Origin of the sequence: Enterococcus sp. RIT-PI-f, from assembly GCF_001297065.1 — a bacterium.
GTDB lineage: Bacteria > Bacillota > Bacilli > Lactobacillales > Enterococcaceae > Enterococcus_D.
In genome coordinates, this window is record NZ_LHOX01000022.1 from 127,609 (window position 1) to 145,556 (window position 17,948).

The following is a 17,948-nucleotide window of genomic DNA, read 5'->3' on the forward strand; positions in this document are numbered from 1 at the left end:
ACACAAAAAGACGATCTTGCCATCATCTTTTTGTGCATCACAGCAGTCAACCAGCCTTTTGATCCCCGAAGCAGACGCTTCATATAATGGGTTCGTATTTTCCCGCTTTGTATTGCGCCCCTAGGTCCACATAGTGGGCAATATTGGCTTTATTTTTGGCGATTTCTTCTTCAGTCAGTGGTCTGATCACTTTGGCTGGGCGGCCAAAGGCCAAGACGTTTGGTGGAATGATCGTGCCTTGTGTCACCAAAGATCCCGCACCAATCAGGCTGTTTTCACCGATCACTGCATGATTCAAGATGATCGAACTCATACCGATCAAAGCCCCTTGCTTGATGGTACAGCCATGCAGCATACACTGATGACCAACTGTCACATCATCCCCGATGATCGTTGGGGCATCATGGTCAACATGAATGATCGTACCATCTTGGATGTTGGTTCGGTCACCGATCTTGATCCAATTGGCATCACCGCGGATCACCGCTTGAAACCACACGGTACTTTCTGCACCCAATGACACGTCACCAACCACTGTCGCATTTCTTGCGACAAAATTGGGTATCGCTTCTGTTTCTCGTTCTTGTCGTTTGTTTCCGTCCTCATTTGTCTGTTTGTCTTTCATCATTACACACGTCTATCCTTTCTGTACAATATCCTCTATCTATACTATACCATTACGGATGGCGAAGCCATGTACGGTTGCTCGACCTATTCTGGTATCCACGATCAACTAAAAAAAAGAGCGCCCTCAGGCACTCTTTTATTCGGCTTCTTCTGAAAATTGGCTTTGATACAGTTGACTGTAGAAACCGCCAGCTGCCAATAATGTCTCATGATTGCCTTTTTCAATGATCGATCCTTGATCCATCACCAAAATCAAATCGGCCTCTCGAATCGTAGACAGTCGATGAGCAATGACGAAACTCGTTCGCCCTTCCATGACTTTATCCATTGCTTTTTGGATCAGGGCTTCTAGCCGAGTATCCACAGAACTGGTTGCTTCGTCTAGGATCAAGATCTTCGGATCTGAGATCACTGCACGCGCAATCGTCAACAACTGTTTCTGTCCTAAGGAAACATTGTCCCCTTCAGAATTGATGAACATCTCATAGCCATCTGGCATCGTGCGGATAAAGTGGTCAACGTTCGCCGTTTTGGCTGCATCTACTACCTCGTAATCTGTGGCATCAAGCTTTCCAAAACGAATATTGTCGCCAATCGTACCTTCGTATAACCAAGCATCTTGCAAAACCATCCCAAAAAGCGAACGGACATCGTGCCGCGCCATTTTCTTGGTATCAATACCGTCGATTTTGATTGCTCCTTCATTGACATCATAAAATCGCATCAACAAATTGATCAAGGTCGTTTTGCCTGCCCCGGTTGGGCCAACGATGGCTACCATTTGACCTGCTTTGACTTCAAAATTCAGATCTTTGATCAAAGGTTTCTTCGGATCATACGCAAAGCCAACGTGTTCGAAAGTCACATCACCATTGATCGTTTCTGGTAAAGCAATGTCCGTTTGATTGACTGGTTCTTCCGCTTCGTCCAAAATCTCAAACACCCGGGTTGCCGCAGCTGATGCACTTTGTAAAACCGACGACAATTGCGTGATATTCCCCATAGGTTGACTGACTTGCCAAATATACTGAATGAAGGCTTGCAGTTGCCCAACCACGATCACACCGCCGATCACATAAAAACTTCCCATGACGGCCATCGCTATATAGGTAAAGTACGCTGTCATTTGCACAAGCGGCATCATCAAGCCAGAAACAAAGGCCGAACGAAAACCATAATACCGCAGCTGATGATTGACATTCTTGAATCCTTCCAAGGTTTGCTTTTCTCGGCCATAGACTTTCAAGACACTAAACCCAGTCATATTCTCCTGTACGTAGCCATTCATATCGCCTAGGGCATTTTGCATGCCTTGGAAATCTTTTTGCGATTTTTTGACGATCGTCCGTGAAATGATCAATGCCAACGGAATCATGATCAGTGAGATCAATGCCATCAATGAATTGATATAGAACATCATCGATACGGCCATAATAATACTCAAGAAGGCATTCACGATACCGATCATCGCTTGTTGCATCGCGCCGCTGACGGCGTCGACATCATTGGTGACGCGGGACAAGATATTCCCTTGCTGATTTTTGTCAAAATAAGACACAGGCAAGCGGTTGATTTTTTCATCAATATCTTGGCGCAAATCCTTCATAGCAGATTGGACGACATTCGTGATCAATAATCCTGACATCAATTGCGAGACACAATAGCCAAGTCCCACCACGCCGACCCATATCAAACAGACAATGATATAATCGAAATTGACCCCTTCACCAGCTGCTATATTGCGGCTGATCTCAGTCGTAGGCAAACCAGATACATACGGCATGGCCGCATTGAATCCTACGGTTGCTACTGTGAAGATCAGGACCAATGTAAACGTTGCTTTATACGGTCTCAAGTACTGCCATAACCGTTTTAATGAAGAGAATGCTTTCATATCGCCAACTCCTCCTCTGATAACTGAGATGCTGCAATATCATAATAGACAGAGCAAGTCTGCAGTAATTCTTTATGCGTGCCCATACCGACAACATCCCCTTCATTCAAGACGATGATTTTATCCGCATGCATAATCGTGCCAACACGTTGGGCAACGATCAACACTGTTGATTCCGTTGTTTCTTTCTTGAGACGCGCCCGCAATTTGGCATCTGTTTGATAATCCAATGCCGAAAAACTATCATCAAAAATATAAATATCAGGACGACGTATCACTGCTCTGGCAATTGCGAGCCGTTGTTTCTGTCCGCCAGAGAAATTTGACCCGCCTTCGGCTAATTCAGCGTTGAACCCATCTGGTGTTCTCGCAATGAAATCAGCTGCTTGGGCAATTTCTGCCGCTCGATCTAGATCTTCTTGGGTCGCATCTTCTTTGCCATACCGCAAGTTATCCGCGATCGTCCCTGTAAAGAGCAAGGCTTTTTGTGGAATATAACCGATTTTGTTTCTCAAAGCTGACAAAGAATAGTCCCGAACATCCACGCCGTCAACGAGCACTTCTCCTTGACTAACATCATAAAAACGGGGAATCAATTGAATCAATGTTGACTTCCCAGATCCGGTACTGCCTATAAAGGCGACCGTTTCCCCTGGCGATGCTGTAAAACTTACATCGCGGATCACTGGGCTTTGCGCATGACCAGGATAGGCAAAAGTCACCTGTTTGAATTCAAGATAGCCTTTCGTCTTGGTTTCTGTCACAGGTTGTGCAGGTTCTTTGATTTCAGAAGTCGCATCTAACGCTTCTTGAATCCGCCGCGCAGAAACCGCTGCTCTAGGATACATGGTAAAGACCGTCGCAAACAACATAAATGAGAACAAGGCGTGGAAAATATATTCGATAAAGGCAATCAAATCACCAACTTGCAATTGACCTTGATCGATTTGAATACTTCCCGTCCAAATGATCAAAATCATCACGATATTGAACAAAAAGAAAAAGCCTGGCTGTGCACTTGCCATCAAACGAAACAAGCTGCGAGAACTTGATGCATAGGCTTGGTTGACTTTACTGAAACGAGATTCTTCAAATTTTTCATTGACGAATGCCCGAATCACTCTCAGCCCAGAAAGGTTCTCACGTAAGATACCATTGATTTTATCTAAGTTGGCTTGCTGCTTGGTAGATAACGGTTCTGACAGTTTGGCAATCGCCACGACTGCAATCAGCAAGATCGGCAAGGCCCCCAAAACATAAAGACCCAATCTTGTGCTCGTCCGCATGACCATATACAAACTGACGATAAACATCATCGGTGTCATCAATCCGGTCCGCAAAATACTTTGCATAAACAACATGATTTGATAGGCATCGTTGGTCACCCGCGTGATCAACGATGAGACCCCGATTTTTTCATACTCCGTGTGGGAATACCCTTGCACTTTCTCAAAAAGATCATCTCGAATATCCGCTACAATGTTCGTTGTGATCCGTGAGGTGAAATAGCCCAGCATGATATTCATCACGATCCCAATCAGTGTGATCGCCACCATTGCCGCGCCCATCTTCCAAATATAGTCGCGATCCCCATTTGCCATACCAACATCGATCATGCGCGCCAATAGCGTAGGCAGCCCTAGTTCGATCAAAATAAACCCAAAGACACAGATGAAATTCAACATAAGGAGTTTCTTATTTCTCATCGTGTAATGCCACATTAATTTCAAAAAATTCCCTCCTTTTTTAATCCATTGATTTTACTATAGCATAGGAATATTTCGAATGTAACGTGAATCCTTGCAAAAAAGAGCAACTTCTCATTTTAAGTCTTTCATTTTGTTTCAGTAAGCCTTTTCACGCTAACGTGATTCTATACTTATTCCTTTTTCTGTGCTACACTAGGGATACTTGTAGTGGAACGATTACAAACCCGGTGAATTTATGCGACAACATTCGGAAAGCAAAGACGAGGCTTTCTCTTTTTTCTCACAATCACTGTCTGAAAAAAGCATGCAGCAGCTCTATGAGCTTTCATTAGGTCACTTTCTTTGGACCTCGATTTTGTGATGCCGCGAATACATCAAGCTAATAAACTACTGCCTAGACGCAGATAAAGGAGAAAATATATGATTTACAAAATTTATTACCAAGAAACAAAAGACCGCAACCCAAAAAGAGAACAAACCCAATCTTTATACATTGAAGCAGACGATGCAGTGATTGCACGTCGCCAAGTAGAACAAAACACCCCATACAACATCGAATTCGTTCAAGAATTAGATGAAAAACATTTAGCTTACGAAAAAGAAAACGCTGATTTCAAATTAGCGGAGTTTTAAGATGAAAGTTTCTCTTAAAAACAATGAAACCGGCGTTTTTGGTGTCGGTGGACTTGGCGAAATCGGAAAAAACTGTTATGGGGTTCAATTTCAAGATGAAATCATTTTAATTGATGCGGGAATCAAGTTCCCCGAAGATGAATTACTTGGAATCGACTATGTGATTTCTGATTACAGCTATATCGTCCAAAACTTACCAAAAGTCAAAGGCTTGATCGTCACCCATGGTCACGAAGACCATATTGGCGGCATCCCTTATTTACTTCGAGAAGCCAATATTCCAATCTATGCTGGACCTTTGGCGTTAGCCTTGATCACCAACAAATTGGATGAACATGGTTTGTTGCGAGATGCAGAATTACACGAAATCAATGAAGATACCGTGATTCGTTTCCGCAAAACATCGATCAGCTTTTTCCGTACGACCCACAGTATCCCTGATGCGCTAGGTGTCGTTGTGAAAACACCTTCTGGAAATATCGTCGCAACTGGTGACTTCAAGTTTGATTTCACACCAGTGGGCGAACCAGCAAATCTGCACAAAATGGCACGCATCGGCGAAGAAGGCGTCCTTTGTCTGCTGTCAGATAGTACCAATGCGGAAATCCCGACATTTACCAAGTCGGAGAAAACGATTGGCAGCTCGATTTTGAAAATTTTCGAAAAAATCGATGGCCGTATTATTTTCGCCAGCTTTGCTTCAAACATATTCCGTCTGCAACAAGCTGCTGATGCTGCTGTTGCCACTGGCCGCAAAATCGCTGTTTTCGGGCGCAGTATGGAAAATGCGATTGTCAATGGTCAGCGTTTAGGCTACATCAAAGTACCTGACGGGACATTTGTTGAATCACACGAGATCAATCGCTTACCAGCAAATGAAACCATGATTCTTTGTACCGGTTCTCAAGGGGAACCTATGGCGGCCTTAAGCCGGATCGCCAATGGAACCCATCGTCAGATCCAGGTGCATCCTGATGATACAGTGATCTTCTCAAGTTCACCAATTCCAGGGAATACAACAAGCGTCAATCAATTGATCAATTTGCTATTAGAAGCAGGCGCCAATGTGATCCATGGCAAACTAAACAATATCCATACTTCTGGTCACGGTGGCCAAGAAGAACAAAAATTGATGTTGCGTTTAATGAAACCGAAATACTTTATGCCTGTCCATGGCGAGTTTCGGATGTTGAATATCCATACCCAACTGGCGCAAGATACAGGGGTACCAAAAGAAAACTGCTTTATTATGGAAAATGGCGACATGCTGGCTTTAACTGCAGATAGCGCCAGACCTGCTGGTCACTTCAATGCGAGTGACGTCTATGTAGACGGCAGTGGTATTGGTGACATCGGCAATGTGGTCTTAAGAGACCGCCGCATCCTGTCTGAAGAAGGCCTAGTCTTGGCGGTTGCCACAGTCGATATTGCCAAAAAAGAAGTGTCGGCTGGTCCAGACATTTTATCCCGCGGGTTCGTTTACATGCGTGAATCTGGTGAAATGATCAACGAGGCGCAGCAAATCCTCTTCCGCGCTTTACGAGAAGTGTTGAACCAAGCAGATCCAACAGAGCACAAACTTCGAGAAGCGATGTCAGCTGCCCTGCAACCATTCCTTTTTGAAAAAACCGAGCGTCACCCAATGATTCTATCTATGATCATGACGCCAGACGAATAATCAAACATACAAAAGCACTTGCCTGTTGAAGAAGGCAAGTGCTTTTTTGGGACTTATGCGTCGTTAGTGCGCGTGGTCAACAACTTTGATTTTGATTGTCTTTACTTCGTAAGGGGTCAAATGAAGGACAAGCGAACCGCTTTGCAGTGCTTCGAGTGGTCTCTCCATCATATCTGTCTCTTGCCAAAGGATTTGTCCTTCTCCCGTGTACGTCAATTCAAATTGCCGATCTGCGCCGATATGGTCATAACAGCGTAAAATCCACCCATCTTTGTCTTCTGCTTGTTTGAAAGCATCCACTACGACCGCATCCTCAGCTGTCAACGTGAAGGGGAATCTGTCATCACTCACTTGCACTGGGGATAAAGGCGCATTGATTTCCCATGCTTCTTCCACCACTTTTCCCGTTACAAAATCTCCATTGTGCGGGAACAAACTATACGTAAATTGATGCAACCCGAGATCTGCTCCAGGATCTGGATAGATTGCACCTTTCAGTAAAGAAAGACGCATCTGATTGCCTTTGATATCATACCCGTATTTGCAGTTGTTCAACAATGCCACACCGTAATTGGTTTGCGAGAGATCCGCCCACTGATGACCTACCGTTTCAAATTTCGCCATATCCCAACTCGTGTTCCAATGCGTTGGGCGTTTGACATTCCCATGCTGCACATCAAAAACTGCTTCTGTTGCACGGATATTGACATCAAATTTGACTTTCAACAATTGTTGCCTTTCCTGCCAGTCGACTTCAGTCACATAATCGGTACGTTTGGTATGTGCATATAAAAAGATGTCTTGCGATATCTTTGATTGACCAAAAGATGCTGTAAAAGTTAGGACAGCAAATAACGGGTTATTCTCTTTGAGCTGTAAGGATCCTCCGCTGATTTCTGTCATTTTTTCTTGATAAAACAAATCAATATCCCATGCGTCAAAATTGATCGGTTTGTCTTCAAACAATTGGAAGACATTTCCTTTCCCTTTGAATACCTCTTTTTGACTTTCTTTATCAAATAGACGAATCAATTGTCCTTGATCGTTCCATTCCAACACGTAAAACGTCGTTTCAGCTGTATTGCCTTTGATACTGGCTGTCATTTCTTTTGGCAATATGCAGATGCTGTCAGTGTAAGCAGCCCTTTCCAACGGAGCCAATTGATGCAAACTATAGCACGCATCCCCCATACACAAATGATTCTGCGGACGAGAATTGGCGCTATTGGTTTTGACTAGACTCTTTCTCGGCCACCCAGCGGTATTAACCAGGCTGAGTGGTGCGTCTGAGCTGTCTAAGTGTTCTTGCAAGCGCGTGATTTCTGCTAAGCATGTCGCTGCATCCTCTCGATAATCCTCATACACTTCTGCAATCGAAGAACCAGGAATGATATCATGAAATTGATTCTTCAAGACATTCTTCCATAAATCCTCAAGTCTATCGTGGGGATAGTCAGTTCCCTGATTGATCGATTGAAAACTATACAAAACTTCAAGCTCCCGCAATTGGATCTCAAAGAAACGATTCATTCGTTTGATGTAAGCTTGAGAGGTATACGTACCGCGATGGTACTCTAAATACAATTCGCCATCCCAAATAGGTAAATGGCTTGGCTTTTGTTTGACCGTCTGATGCAAATCCGCAAAAAAATCACCCGCTCTTCCCGTAGTGAGCTGCGGCAATCCAGGAATCTCTGCCATATGGCGTCGGTTATCTAGCATTTCTCTTGTCACGCCCCCGCCGCCATCACCATGTCCATAAGAGACCAGCAACCGCTGATTCAGCGCTTTGTTTTGATAGGCGCGATATACCCCCATTACTGTTTCCGGCGTTAACGTACCATTATAGGTATAGAACCAATTTGACTTCTCAGTCCAACTTCTTCCGCCTGGGACAGGCGTTGTAATGAAATGTGTCAATATTTCTGATCCATCCATCCCTTTCCACATAAACGTATCATTGGGCATGCGATTGTATTGATTCCAACTGATCTTTGTTGTCATAAAGGTTTTGATCCCACTCTTTTTGAGGATTTGCGGTAAGGCCCAGGAATAACCAAAAACATCTGGCAACCACAAATAGGTACTTTCATGCCCAAATTCCTCACGAATAAATTTTTTCCCATACAATATTTGTCTGATCAATGATTCGCCATTTGGAATATTACAATCTGCTTCCACCCACATAGCACCTTCTACTTCCCATCGACCTTCCTTTGCCCTTGATTGTATCTGACGATAGAGTGCTGGCGCTTCTTCTTTGATCCATTGATATAATTGGGGCTGTGATTGTAAAAAGACATATTCTGGATATTCTTCCATCAATTTTAAGACCGTCGAAAAGCTTCGGATAGCTTTCTCTTGCGTATGTTTGATTCTCCATAACCAAGCCAGATCAATATGGGTATGGCCAATCGCAGTCACATGGATCACATCATTTTTTGGCAATATGTGCAGCTGCTCTGTCACATATTGATGCGCCAGCGTAATGCTTTCATAGAAAGCATCACTTCCTTTCATTCGCCAATCCACCAATCTCCATGCGTCAGTCAGCACACCTAATAGTTGGTATTTCACCTCATGATCTTCTGCAAGTTGCTGATAGGCTTCAAGCAGCATTTTAGACACCGTATAAAATGCATTGGTGTCATGATCCAGCTCGCCAAAGAAGGCTTGATTTAAGGTATGGGTCAACACCCGTGGTTCGCCGCCCCCTTCTAAACCAGACCATAGCTTCAAAGAAAGGGTTACTTTTCTGCCAACTTCTGATGGTCGTAAGATATATTCTTTGTGGTTTGAATCTATACCTTGTACTGGCAGGCCGTCAATATAGAGGAGTGCTTCAAACCCAGAGTTCCCACCCCCACCAGTTTTCCCAAAGTCAAAGAAACAAACATTACATTCTTTAGGCAACATCACTTCTGCTTGCAACCACAAGTAGTGGTCGCGTCCTTGCCAAATATCACCTATGTGCATGTCTGTTTTGTCCGAACAATGTTGTGGCGGTATCTTTTCGGTTTTTGACACATCTTCTTGAACCTGCCACGTTGAAATATTGCGTTTATTTTTATAGCGTAAATAGGCTAATTCAGCGATCCGCCTCTGCAGTTTTTCTTCTTGCAAGAACATCTTCATAGATTTTTCTCCTTATGTGGGTTTCTTCCGAATCCTTCATCCTAATGCTTCACACACACCAGGCCTGTGGTCACTCTGCCATGAAGCGGTCGAATTGTTGGCGTCTGATTTCTAATAAACGTTGTGCACCTACACGATCAAGTTGTGCGACGTAATTGTCCCAATCTTGCGCCAAATCCCACTCTCCCGTCACAAACTTCACCCGTGATTGTTCCACAAAAGTTGAAATATCCGTGGAGATCGTTGACATTTCTGCCGCTTCCTCTTCTGTTGCCATAAAATGTGGCAGCATATACTTAGGCATATATTCCTCTTTGACATCATCATAGATGACTGGTTCTTTTCCAAAAGCAACATCCCGGATCTCTTGATCCAATTCAGCATAAGGGAAATAGCCGCCGTAGACATTGTCGACCCATTGAAAGGCGCCTAATTGCGGCCCATTTTGATAGTTAAGAATCTCTTCAACATAGACCATTCGTCCTTCTTCGTCCAATTCATATGTCACGCCTTCTTCACCAAGATAAGCAAAAATCTGCCCTTCTGGACTATAGAAAAAGTCAGCCCATTCTAGTAGCAATGCAGGATCGGGTGCATCTTTTGTGATGATAAAAGAGGCCCCTCCAGCCACAGCCGGCTCTGTAAATAACGTTTTGTCTCCATATGGACCTTCAAGCACATTGATTGGGGTGTAGGTTTCAGGACCAAAAGGACCAATGAAATCAGGATCTACCCATTGAAATAAGCCAACCTTGTCTTGCGCAGCATCTGCACGCCACTTGTCGTCATCGACCCCGGCAAAAGATTGTTGTGATACTAAACCTTCCGCATACAATTCTCGCATATACTGCCAAACTTCTTTCATCCGCTCATGATTGATCGTTAATTGCAGCGCATCATTGTCATCCACAAAAATCATATTCCCCATTGCTTGACGGCCACCGGTTCCCAAACCATATGCGGCCATAATCATCCGTTCTAAACCACTAGCGATTTGTCCACTCGGCATATAATAGCCTTCCCGACTCTCATCACTCGCCACAAAGGCAGCCAAAACGGTTTTCAATTCTTCTGTAGTCCTTGGTACATCTAACGACAACTCGTCTAGCCAAGGCTGATTGATATATAGGCGCACTGTCCGCCCACCACTCATTGGGTCTAATGCCATATAGGGCAGGGAATATATATGACCATCTGGCGCAGTTAATGTCTTTTTGACATCAGGGTGTTCCTCAAAAATCTTCTGCAGGTTCGGTGCATGTTCCGCAATCAAATCTTCCAATGGAATAAAGAGTCCCTGCTTTCCATACTTCACGATTTCATCATTGCTCCATCCAGTTTGATAAAATGCATCAGGTAAATCCCCTGACAAGATCAAGTTTTTCTTTTCACCAAATTCCTTGACTTCCTCCCATTCCACTTTGATGCCAGACATCTTCTCATATTCTTGCCACATCCATAAATCTTCACTTTTGGGGCGAACATCGGTAAAGTCGCTTCTCATTAAACGAATCGTCTTTGTTTCCTCACCCGTCACATCTGCAGTTTCTTCCCCTGATTGACAAGCTGCAAGGACGAATAAGATTGGCAATACAAAAAGTAAACATTTTTTCATTATTTCATCTCCTTTATGTGGTATAAATTCTGAACAATCGATTAAAAAAATCTTTCTTGCATGTCGATGAACTTTTTAAAAAACAGGCGACTAATCCCATAAGCCGGCAGCGCGATCCCCAGACAAATACCAATTAACGGAAACAACTGATAGACCGTCAACGTTCCCCCGATGATCAGCACACTGCCTAGCGTTTGGATGGGACAAATAAAGATAAACGCTAAAGGTTGTAAAACCATTTTTGCAGCCGACAATCTGAAATAGGCATGAACAGGAAAGAAAACGATCGACAGCAACAGCCATAGAAATAAATGACTCCTTAGAGTAAATTCAAATAAGAAAGGCGGCGATGGATACGTGCCCAAAAATTTAAACATAAATAGTATGACCACGATCATGAGAAAAACGTATATGCTCGTCTGCTTATATCTAGGTCTGTTGCATCGATAATAGGTTCGATACATGATGGATACTTGAGAAGCGTTTTGTTCAATCATTAACTTGCGCAGACAATCATAGACGGTGACGGTTGCTGGTATCAAGCTGAAAAACACACCGCCGAATAGACTATACCGCAGCCACAAAATATTTAATCGCATCAAATAAAAGAGCCAGTCACACCCCTCTGCAAATTTATTCACTACCATAGCGTCACCTCCTTAAGCAGTACTCATCCTTTGATTGAACCAACTAGGATTCCTTTTTCAAAATATTTCGCTACGACTGGATAAAATAAGAGCACTGGTAAACTGGATACGATGACCACACTATACTTAAGTGTCATCTTTAACATCAGCAGTTCAGATTCTGCACTCCCCGCAATCACTTGATTCATATCTTGTCCAAACTGACCTTGAACCAAAATTTCCCGCAAAATGATTTGCAATGGGTATTTTGCTCGATCTTGTAAATAAATCAGGGCATCAAAATAAGCGTTCCAACGCCCTACCCCATAAAACATCGCCATGACTGCAATGATCGGGGTAGCTAACGGCAACACTACTTTCCAAAGCAGCCATAAATCATTGGCACCATCTATATAAGCGCTTTCAATTAAATCGTTGGGAATGTTTTGACTAAAGAAGGTACGCATCAGAATCATGTTGTAGACACCTAACGCCCCTGGTAAAATCATCACCCATATCGTATTCACGAGTCCTAGCTGCTGATTGGCGAGATAGGTTGGGATCAGTCCGCCACTAAAGAACATCGTCACCGTAAAGAACAGTGTGATATACTTCTTCCCCCTCAAGCCTGGACGAGACAATGGATACGCCGCAATCGTCGTAACCACGAGGTTAATAACCGTTCCCAACACGGTGTAGATGACGGCATTCTTAAAACCGGTCCATATATCAGAACTTTTGAGTACCTCTTTGTATCCTTCGATATTGAATCCTCTGGGATAAAGCAGTAGGGGCACTTCATAAATACGTGTCGGATCGCTAAAGGAGGCATTGACCACAAAGATAAGCGGATATAAGATAATCAGTGAGATTATCACCACTAACGTAATGTTCAATACATCAAATATTTTATCCCCTTTTGATGTCGCATACTTCATTGAATCTCCTCCTACCACAAACTAGATTCACTGGTTTTTTGTGCAATTTTATTGACGGTAAATAAAACAATGAAGTTGATCACATTGTTAAATAAACCCACAGCTGCAGAAAAACTATATTCTCCATTAATAATACCCATTTTGTAGGTATAGGTAGAAAGAACCTCGGAAGTCGCGAGATTGGCAGCATTCTGCAATAAAAAAGTTTTTTCAAATCCAACAGACAAGATACTCCCTGTGGCCAGAATCGTTGAAATCACAATGGTTGGCATAATCGAAGGAATCGTGATGTGCCGGATACAGTGAAAACGAGAAGCGCCATCTAAGTAAGCGGCTTCATATTGATCGGGTGATATACCAGACATGGCAGCTGTATAAATGAGCGTTCCCCAGCCGACACCTTGCCACACACCGGACCAAACATATATGTGCGGAAACCAGCTCGGACTTCCCAGGAAATCAATCGCGTCAAATCCCATTATCTGCAATAGCATATTGATCATCCCATCTTGCGTAGAGAAAAAGAATTGAACCATCCCTATCACGACTACAACTGAAATAAAGTTAGGAATATAAGAGATCGTTTGGACACTGCTCTTGAACCATTTGCGGTTCAACTCATGAAACAAAAGAGCGAGGATAATCGGTAAAGGAACACCTACCAATAAACTATATAAGCTTAACCTTAAGGTATTCACGATGATATCAACAAAAAAATAGGAAGCAAAGAAACGCTCGAAATGTTTCAAGCCAACCCATGGACTACCTAAAATCCCAAATGCCGGCGAATAATCTTTAAAAGCAATGACCACACCGTACATCGGCCAATAATTCCAAATCAATACAAATACAATGGGAATGAGCAACATGACATATAGCCATTTGTGTTTTTTTACATCCTTCCAGAGCAAAGATATATTGTTCTGGATGTTTTGCTTATGGGGTGGTATGTGTTCGTTCTTTCTCCCTGCAGCAGGTAGTGCCATCTAATTCTCCTCTCTTCCATTCGATTTATAGGTTACGTGAACGTGTCTTTCCGTTACATCATCTTCAAAAAAATAAGTCCAATCAAAGTGCAATGCCAAACCGATTTTTTGCGCAACTTCTACACTAGGTCTTCGTTTTCCCCGTTCGATCATATTGTAGTATGATCGTTCGATATCAGATTTATTGGCCGCCTCTTCTTGCGTAAGTCCCCTTTCCTCTCTTATTTCAACCAACCATTTTCTCATTCTATAACTCCTCTCTAGATTTGTAACGATATGACACACTTCACATTATATGTAACCAATCGTTACTTGTCAACATCATCAATGTAACAGAAAGCAACTAGCAATAATCTTTTTTTAATCGTAACATTATGTTACTATCACTGTGAAAGAAGGTGTCGTTATGTTTCGATATATCATTAAAGAATTACGCCTTAAAAATAATTTTACACAGCAAGAAGTAGCAGAACGAATCGGCATTACTCGCCCTGCCTATACAGCCTACGAGCTAGGCAAAAGAGAACCTGACTTTAATACCTTACGTATCTTAGCCGATTTATTCGGGGTTTCCACCGATTTTCTTTTAGGCAGAAGTCCCCAGAAATCCTATTCGAAAAATGGGACACTGGTCGCTGAAATCATTGATGATACATTTGCTGATGAGGATGTCAAAGAGATTTTATCTTTTATTGATTATCTAAAAAATAAATCCGACAAAAAAAAGACCATCGACTAGATGGTCTTTTGGGCTTTTGATATCGATCGTACACAAAAGCAATGATAAACAAGTCTTATGCTTTGTTTACGTTCACTGCTTGTGGTCCGCGATCTGAATCTTCAACGTCGAAAGTCACTGCTTGACCTTCTTCTAAAGTTTTGAATCCTTCACCTTGGATAGCTGAGAAATGTACAAATACATCTGTACCGTCTTCGCGAGAGATAAAACCAAACCCTTTTTCAGCATTGAACCATTTAACTGTACCTTGTTCCATTAAAAAAAACCTCCTCGTGCATCAGCACTTAATTGTGTGTAACGTTGCTTTTGTGCGATAGAGGTGTCCCTTACGTTTCAACATCTATACTGCAAACAAAATTACAATAATATTTTACACTTGAAGATATTTTTTTGCAAGACAGAAGATTAATTCTTTCTCGCTGATTTTTAATCTTTTTTCTTTTTTGACCTATCTAAACAGTATTGCAAGAAGAAATCGTTGTTTTTATAGGGTTAGCCAAAGATATCCCCCATTGTAAAGAACCGTTGTCCGATCATCAACAATAATCGGTACTTGCCCAGCTTGTCCTTCTGTTCCTTGCTGCGGACAGTCAGTTGATCTAGTTCTACCACTTTCTCAAAATCCACATAAACCCTTATTCCTCCCACAGCCCTTCTTCCCGCAAGCTTACATAAGCATTGTCACCAATGATCAGATGATCAAGCAAATCGATCCCCATGATCTCACCGCATTTCATCAAACGCCGGGTAAAAGCCAAATCAGCCTCACTCGGTTGTGGACTGCCGCTTGGATGATTGTGGACCGCGATAACTCGAGCAGCACTGCAGCGGACCGCGCCATGAAAGATCTCTCTGGGATGCGCAATCGATTGATTCAGCGAACCGATGAACAAGGTCTTTTTTTGAATGATCTCGTTTTTGGTATTCAGATACAGACAAAGCAAATGTTCTTGGCGAAAATCTTTCAGCTCTTGCATCATGTGTTTCGCGATATCCATACTAGAGTTGACTTTGCCATACTTCGGCTGTCCTGCCCGCTGGATGCGGCCGCCCAATTCGATCATCGCCTTGATCTCGATGGCTTTGATCTGTCCAACACCCCGAATTTCTTGTAATTCATCCAGGGTCACCTGCTTGAGCTCATAGATATCCTCAAAGCGGTTCAAAATCGTACCGGCTAGTTCAAGTACATTCAGCGGATGGGCACCTGTGCGCAGCAAGATAGCCAATAGTTCTTGATTGGAAAGGGCATCCACCCCATATTGCAACATCCGCTCACGGGGATAAGAACTTTGCGGAATAATGGTTTTATTCATAAAAAAACTCCTTTGCGGTTTTCTAAAATAGAAATACGCAAAGGAGGAGAGAATAGTCGTTGCTGTCAGGTTTATACTGTGTAAGCTTTTGTCAGAAACTCAGGAACTTCCGTCAAAGAAGGCAAAATCGTCAATACTTTTTCTTCAATGATCGTTGTTGGCGCGATCAAATCAGGAATCATGATGACCGAGATCCCCGCACGATGCGCGGCATGGATCCCATTGGCTGAATCTTCTAAGATAACCAAGGACTCTTTCGGCACATCAAGGATCTGTTGGGCTTTTTCAAAAATTTCAGGATCTGGTTTGGCTTTCGTCACATCATCAAAACAGACGATTGTTGGAAATTCAGCTGTTAAATCAGCAGCCTCTAGTAAGGTATCGATGACTGCCCGCTGATTGCTGGACGCCAAAACCCTGGGAATCTGCTGCTCATCTAAGAAACGCAATATCTCATGCACCCCTGGTTTCAATTCTGCTGTCCCTTGTCTGAACATAGTCACCGTTCGATCAAATGCCGATTGAATGAAACGATCCACCGTATCCTGCCCAAATTCCGAGTCAAAACGTGTGTGATAGGCCGCCCAAACTTCTTCATCAGATACACCGACGTAGGCCAGATAAAGATCTTTGCTATATGGGATCCCCATTTCATCCGCCACCACTTGCGTTGCCTGATAATAAAGCCATTCTGTATCAAATAACAAGCCATCCATATCGAAAATCATACCTTGCAGTTTAGTCATTGCTTCCTCCTATTGATCGTAATAATTCTCTTACCTCTGAAACAAAATATAACGAACCTGTGACTAACAATAAGTCTTCATTGGTCATTTTTTCTAATAACTCAGCTAATCCAAATTGCCATAATGACACCGTTGAGATTCTTTTTGAATCGATTTCTTGATACCCAGCAGCTAAGTTCACTGCTTTGGGAAAATCAAAGGTGGTCATATAAATATCTGCCTGGGGGATTTGCAATAGTTGTTCTAGCATTTCCGAGATATTCTTGGTTTCTAAAGCAGAAAAAAGGATATGGATCCGATAGTCACCGAACTCTTCCTTCATCGTATCCACCAATCGTGTCATTGCATGGGTGTTATGGGCCCCATCCAAAATCACCAATGGTTCCTGACTTAGTTTCTCCATCCGTGCAGGCCAGTGGGCTTTTTTTAAGCCATTGCGGACATTTTTGGCTGTAAATGGCACCTGTTGCTGCGCACAATATAATGCATACAATTGAATCGCCACACCCGCATTTTCTGGTTGATGGCGGCCCAACATCGGCGTGATCAAGTGTTTGATCTTGCCTTGCTCATTTTCAAAATCAAATACTTCCCCCCATGATGGATCAGGGTGACGGTACTTGACTTGATAGCCTTCTCCCATATGATAGGTCGCGGCATTGTTTTCTTTGGCTTTGGCATCGATCACGGATAATGCCGGCTCTGAGATGTTCCCTGTCACCAACGGGACGCCTGGTTTGACGATCCCCGCTTTATGGGCAGCAATTGCTTCAACGGTATCCCCTAGAACATCCATATGATCCATCCCAATCGTCGTAATCGCCGTCAGAATCGGTGTGATCACATTGGTACTATCCAACAGGCCTCCAAGACCGACTTCGATCAAAGCAACATCGACTTTCTGTTCAGCAAAGTACCCCAACGCGATCGCCGTAATGATTTCAAATTGCGTGATACCAGTCACATCTTCTTCTGCATCCATTTGCACGACGATGGGTTGTACCCGTTCCACCCAGCCAACCAAATCTTCATCTGAAATAAAGGTGCCATTGATTTCGATCCGTTCATTGAAAGACTCGATATGCGGAGACGTAAATGTCCCAACATGCAGACCGTTTTCTTCTAATAAACTACGCAAATAACTAACGGTTGATCCTTTCCCATTGGTTCCAGCGATATGGATCATGGCTACTTCTTTCTCAGGATTGCCTAGTCGCTTCAATAACGCCTCAACACGGCGTAATCCTGGCCTGATACCAAATGTTAAACGTCCATGGATCCATGCAATTGCTTCTTCGCTTGTCAT

Annotated in this window: 17 protein-coding genes; 3 read left to right on the forward strand and 14 right to left on the reverse strand. The window is 43.1% G+C overall.

Going from position 1 to position 17,948, the window contains the following annotated elements; translation table 11 throughout:
* Positions 1-79: 79 nt before the first annotated feature.
* The 3 genes from AEQ18_RS14965 to AEQ18_RS14975 form a co-directional block, all read right to left on the reverse strand.
* Positions 80-628: a gamma carbonic anhydrase family protein gene (locus tag AEQ18_RS14965; protein WP_082348673.1), complete on the reverse strand. Its 549-nt coding sequence runs from the start codon at positions 626-628 to the stop codon at positions 80-82.
* Between the two features lie 135 nt (positions 629-763).
* On the reverse strand, positions 764-2,521 hold the full coding sequence (locus tag AEQ18_RS14970) for an ABC transporter ATP-binding protein (RefSeq protein WP_054117162.1): 1,758 nt from the start codon (positions 2,519-2,521) through the stop codon (positions 764-766).
* The gene (locus tag AEQ18_RS14975) at positions 2,518-4,251 is read right to left on the reverse strand and encodes an ABC transporter ATP-binding protein (protein WP_054117163.1); all 1,734 of its coding nucleotides are present in this window, start codon (positions 4,249-4,251) and stop codon (positions 2,518-2,520) included. Before AEQ18_RS14975 ends, AEQ18_RS14970 begins: the two co-directional genes overlap by 4 nt.
* Positions 4,252-4,650: 399 nt before the next feature.
* Between AEQ18_RS14975 and AEQ18_RS14980 the strand changes: the two genes are divergently transcribed.
* Positions 4,651-4,863 (forward strand): DNA-directed RNA polymerase subunit epsilon, encoded by a 213-nt coding sequence (locus AEQ18_RS14980; RefSeq protein WP_054117164.1) that lies wholly within the window; start codon positions 4,651-4,653, stop codon positions 4,861-4,863.
* A 1-nt stretch (position 4,864) separates the two neighbouring features.
* Complete coding sequence (gene rnjA, locus AEQ18_RS14985) at positions 4,865-6,541, forward strand: ribonuclease J1 (protein WP_054117165.1); 1,677 nt, start codon at positions 4,865-4,867, stop codon at positions 6,539-6,541.
* Positions 6,542-6,604: 63 nt separating this feature from the next.
* Here the strand turns inward: rnjA and AEQ18_RS14990 are convergent, their stop codons facing one another.
* From AEQ18_RS14990 to AEQ18_RS15015, 6 genes are all read right to left on the reverse strand, one after another.
* Positions 6,605-9,676 carry an alpha-mannosidase gene (locus AEQ18_RS14990; RefSeq protein WP_054117166.1) on the reverse strand — a complete coding sequence of 1,024 codons (3,072 nt, stop codon included), beginning with the start codon at positions 9,674-9,676 and terminating at the stop codon, positions 6,605-6,607.
* 70 nt (positions 9,677-9,746) lie between these two features.
* Entirely contained in the window at positions 9,747-11,291 is a 1,545-nt protein-coding gene (locus tag AEQ18_RS14995; protein ID WP_054117167.1) for an extracellular solute-binding protein, read from the reverse strand.
* Positions 11,292-11,332: 41 nt separating this feature from the next.
* A complete protein-coding gene (locus tag AEQ18_RS15000) occupies positions 11,333-11,938 on the reverse strand; it encodes a DUF624 domain-containing protein (RefSeq protein WP_054117168.1) in 606 nt (201 codons plus the stop codon).
* 23 nt (positions 11,939-11,961) lie between these two features.
* On the reverse strand, positions 11,962-12,855 hold the full coding sequence (locus AEQ18_RS15005; RefSeq protein WP_054117169.1) for a carbohydrate ABC transporter permease: 894 nt from the start codon (positions 12,853-12,855) through the stop codon (positions 11,962-11,964).
* An 11-nt stretch (positions 12,856-12,866) separates the two neighbouring features.
* Positions 12,867-13,724, reverse strand: a complete 858-nt coding sequence (locus AEQ18_RS15010) for an ABC transporter permease (protein ID WP_235505564.1) — start codon at positions 13,722-13,724, stop codon at positions 12,867-12,869.
* Positions 13,725-13,841: 117 nt separating this feature from the next.
* Positions 13,842-14,087 (reverse strand): helix-turn-helix transcriptional regulator, encoded by a 246-nt coding sequence (locus tag AEQ18_RS15015; RefSeq protein ID WP_054117170.1) that lies wholly within the window; start codon positions 14,085-14,087, stop codon positions 13,842-13,844.
* Positions 14,088-14,247: 160 nt separating this feature from the next.
* On the opposite strand from AEQ18_RS15015, the gene AEQ18_RS15020 reads away from it, so the two are divergent.
* Positions 14,248-14,580, forward strand: a complete 333-nt coding sequence (locus tag AEQ18_RS15020; protein ID WP_054117171.1) for a helix-turn-helix domain-containing protein — start codon at positions 14,248-14,250, stop codon at positions 14,578-14,580.
* Between the two features lie 55 nt (positions 14,581-14,635).
* Here the strand turns inward: AEQ18_RS15020 and AEQ18_RS15025 are convergent, their stop codons facing one another.
* From AEQ18_RS15025 to AEQ18_RS15040, 5 genes are all read right to left on the reverse strand, one after another.
* Positions 14,636-14,836, reverse strand: a complete 201-nt coding sequence (locus AEQ18_RS15025; protein WP_005225155.1) for a cold-shock protein — start codon at positions 14,834-14,836, stop codon at positions 14,636-14,638.
* A gap of 236 nt (positions 14,837-15,072) precedes the next feature.
* Complete coding sequence (locus tag AEQ18_RS16020) at positions 15,073-15,207, reverse strand: hypothetical protein (protein WP_268760959.1); 135 nt, start codon at positions 15,205-15,207, stop codon at positions 15,073-15,075.
* Positions 15,208-15,215: 8 nt separating this feature from the next.
* Complete coding sequence (gene radC, locus AEQ18_RS15030) at positions 15,216-15,896, reverse strand: RadC family protein (RefSeq protein ID WP_054117172.1); 681 nt, start codon at positions 15,894-15,896, stop codon at positions 15,216-15,218.
* Positions 15,897-15,967: 71 nt separating this feature from the next.
* Positions 15,968-16,642: an HAD family hydrolase gene (locus tag AEQ18_RS15035; RefSeq protein WP_054117173.1), complete on the reverse strand. Its 675-nt coding sequence runs from the start codon at positions 16,640-16,642 to the stop codon at positions 15,968-15,970.
* On the reverse strand, positions 16,635-17,948 hold the full coding sequence (locus AEQ18_RS15040; RefSeq protein ID WP_054117174.1) for a bifunctional folylpolyglutamate synthase/dihydrofolate synthase: 1,314 nt from the start codon (positions 17,946-17,948) through the stop codon (positions 16,635-16,637). The genes AEQ18_RS15035 and AEQ18_RS15040 overlap by 8 nt, the downstream gene beginning before the upstream one ends.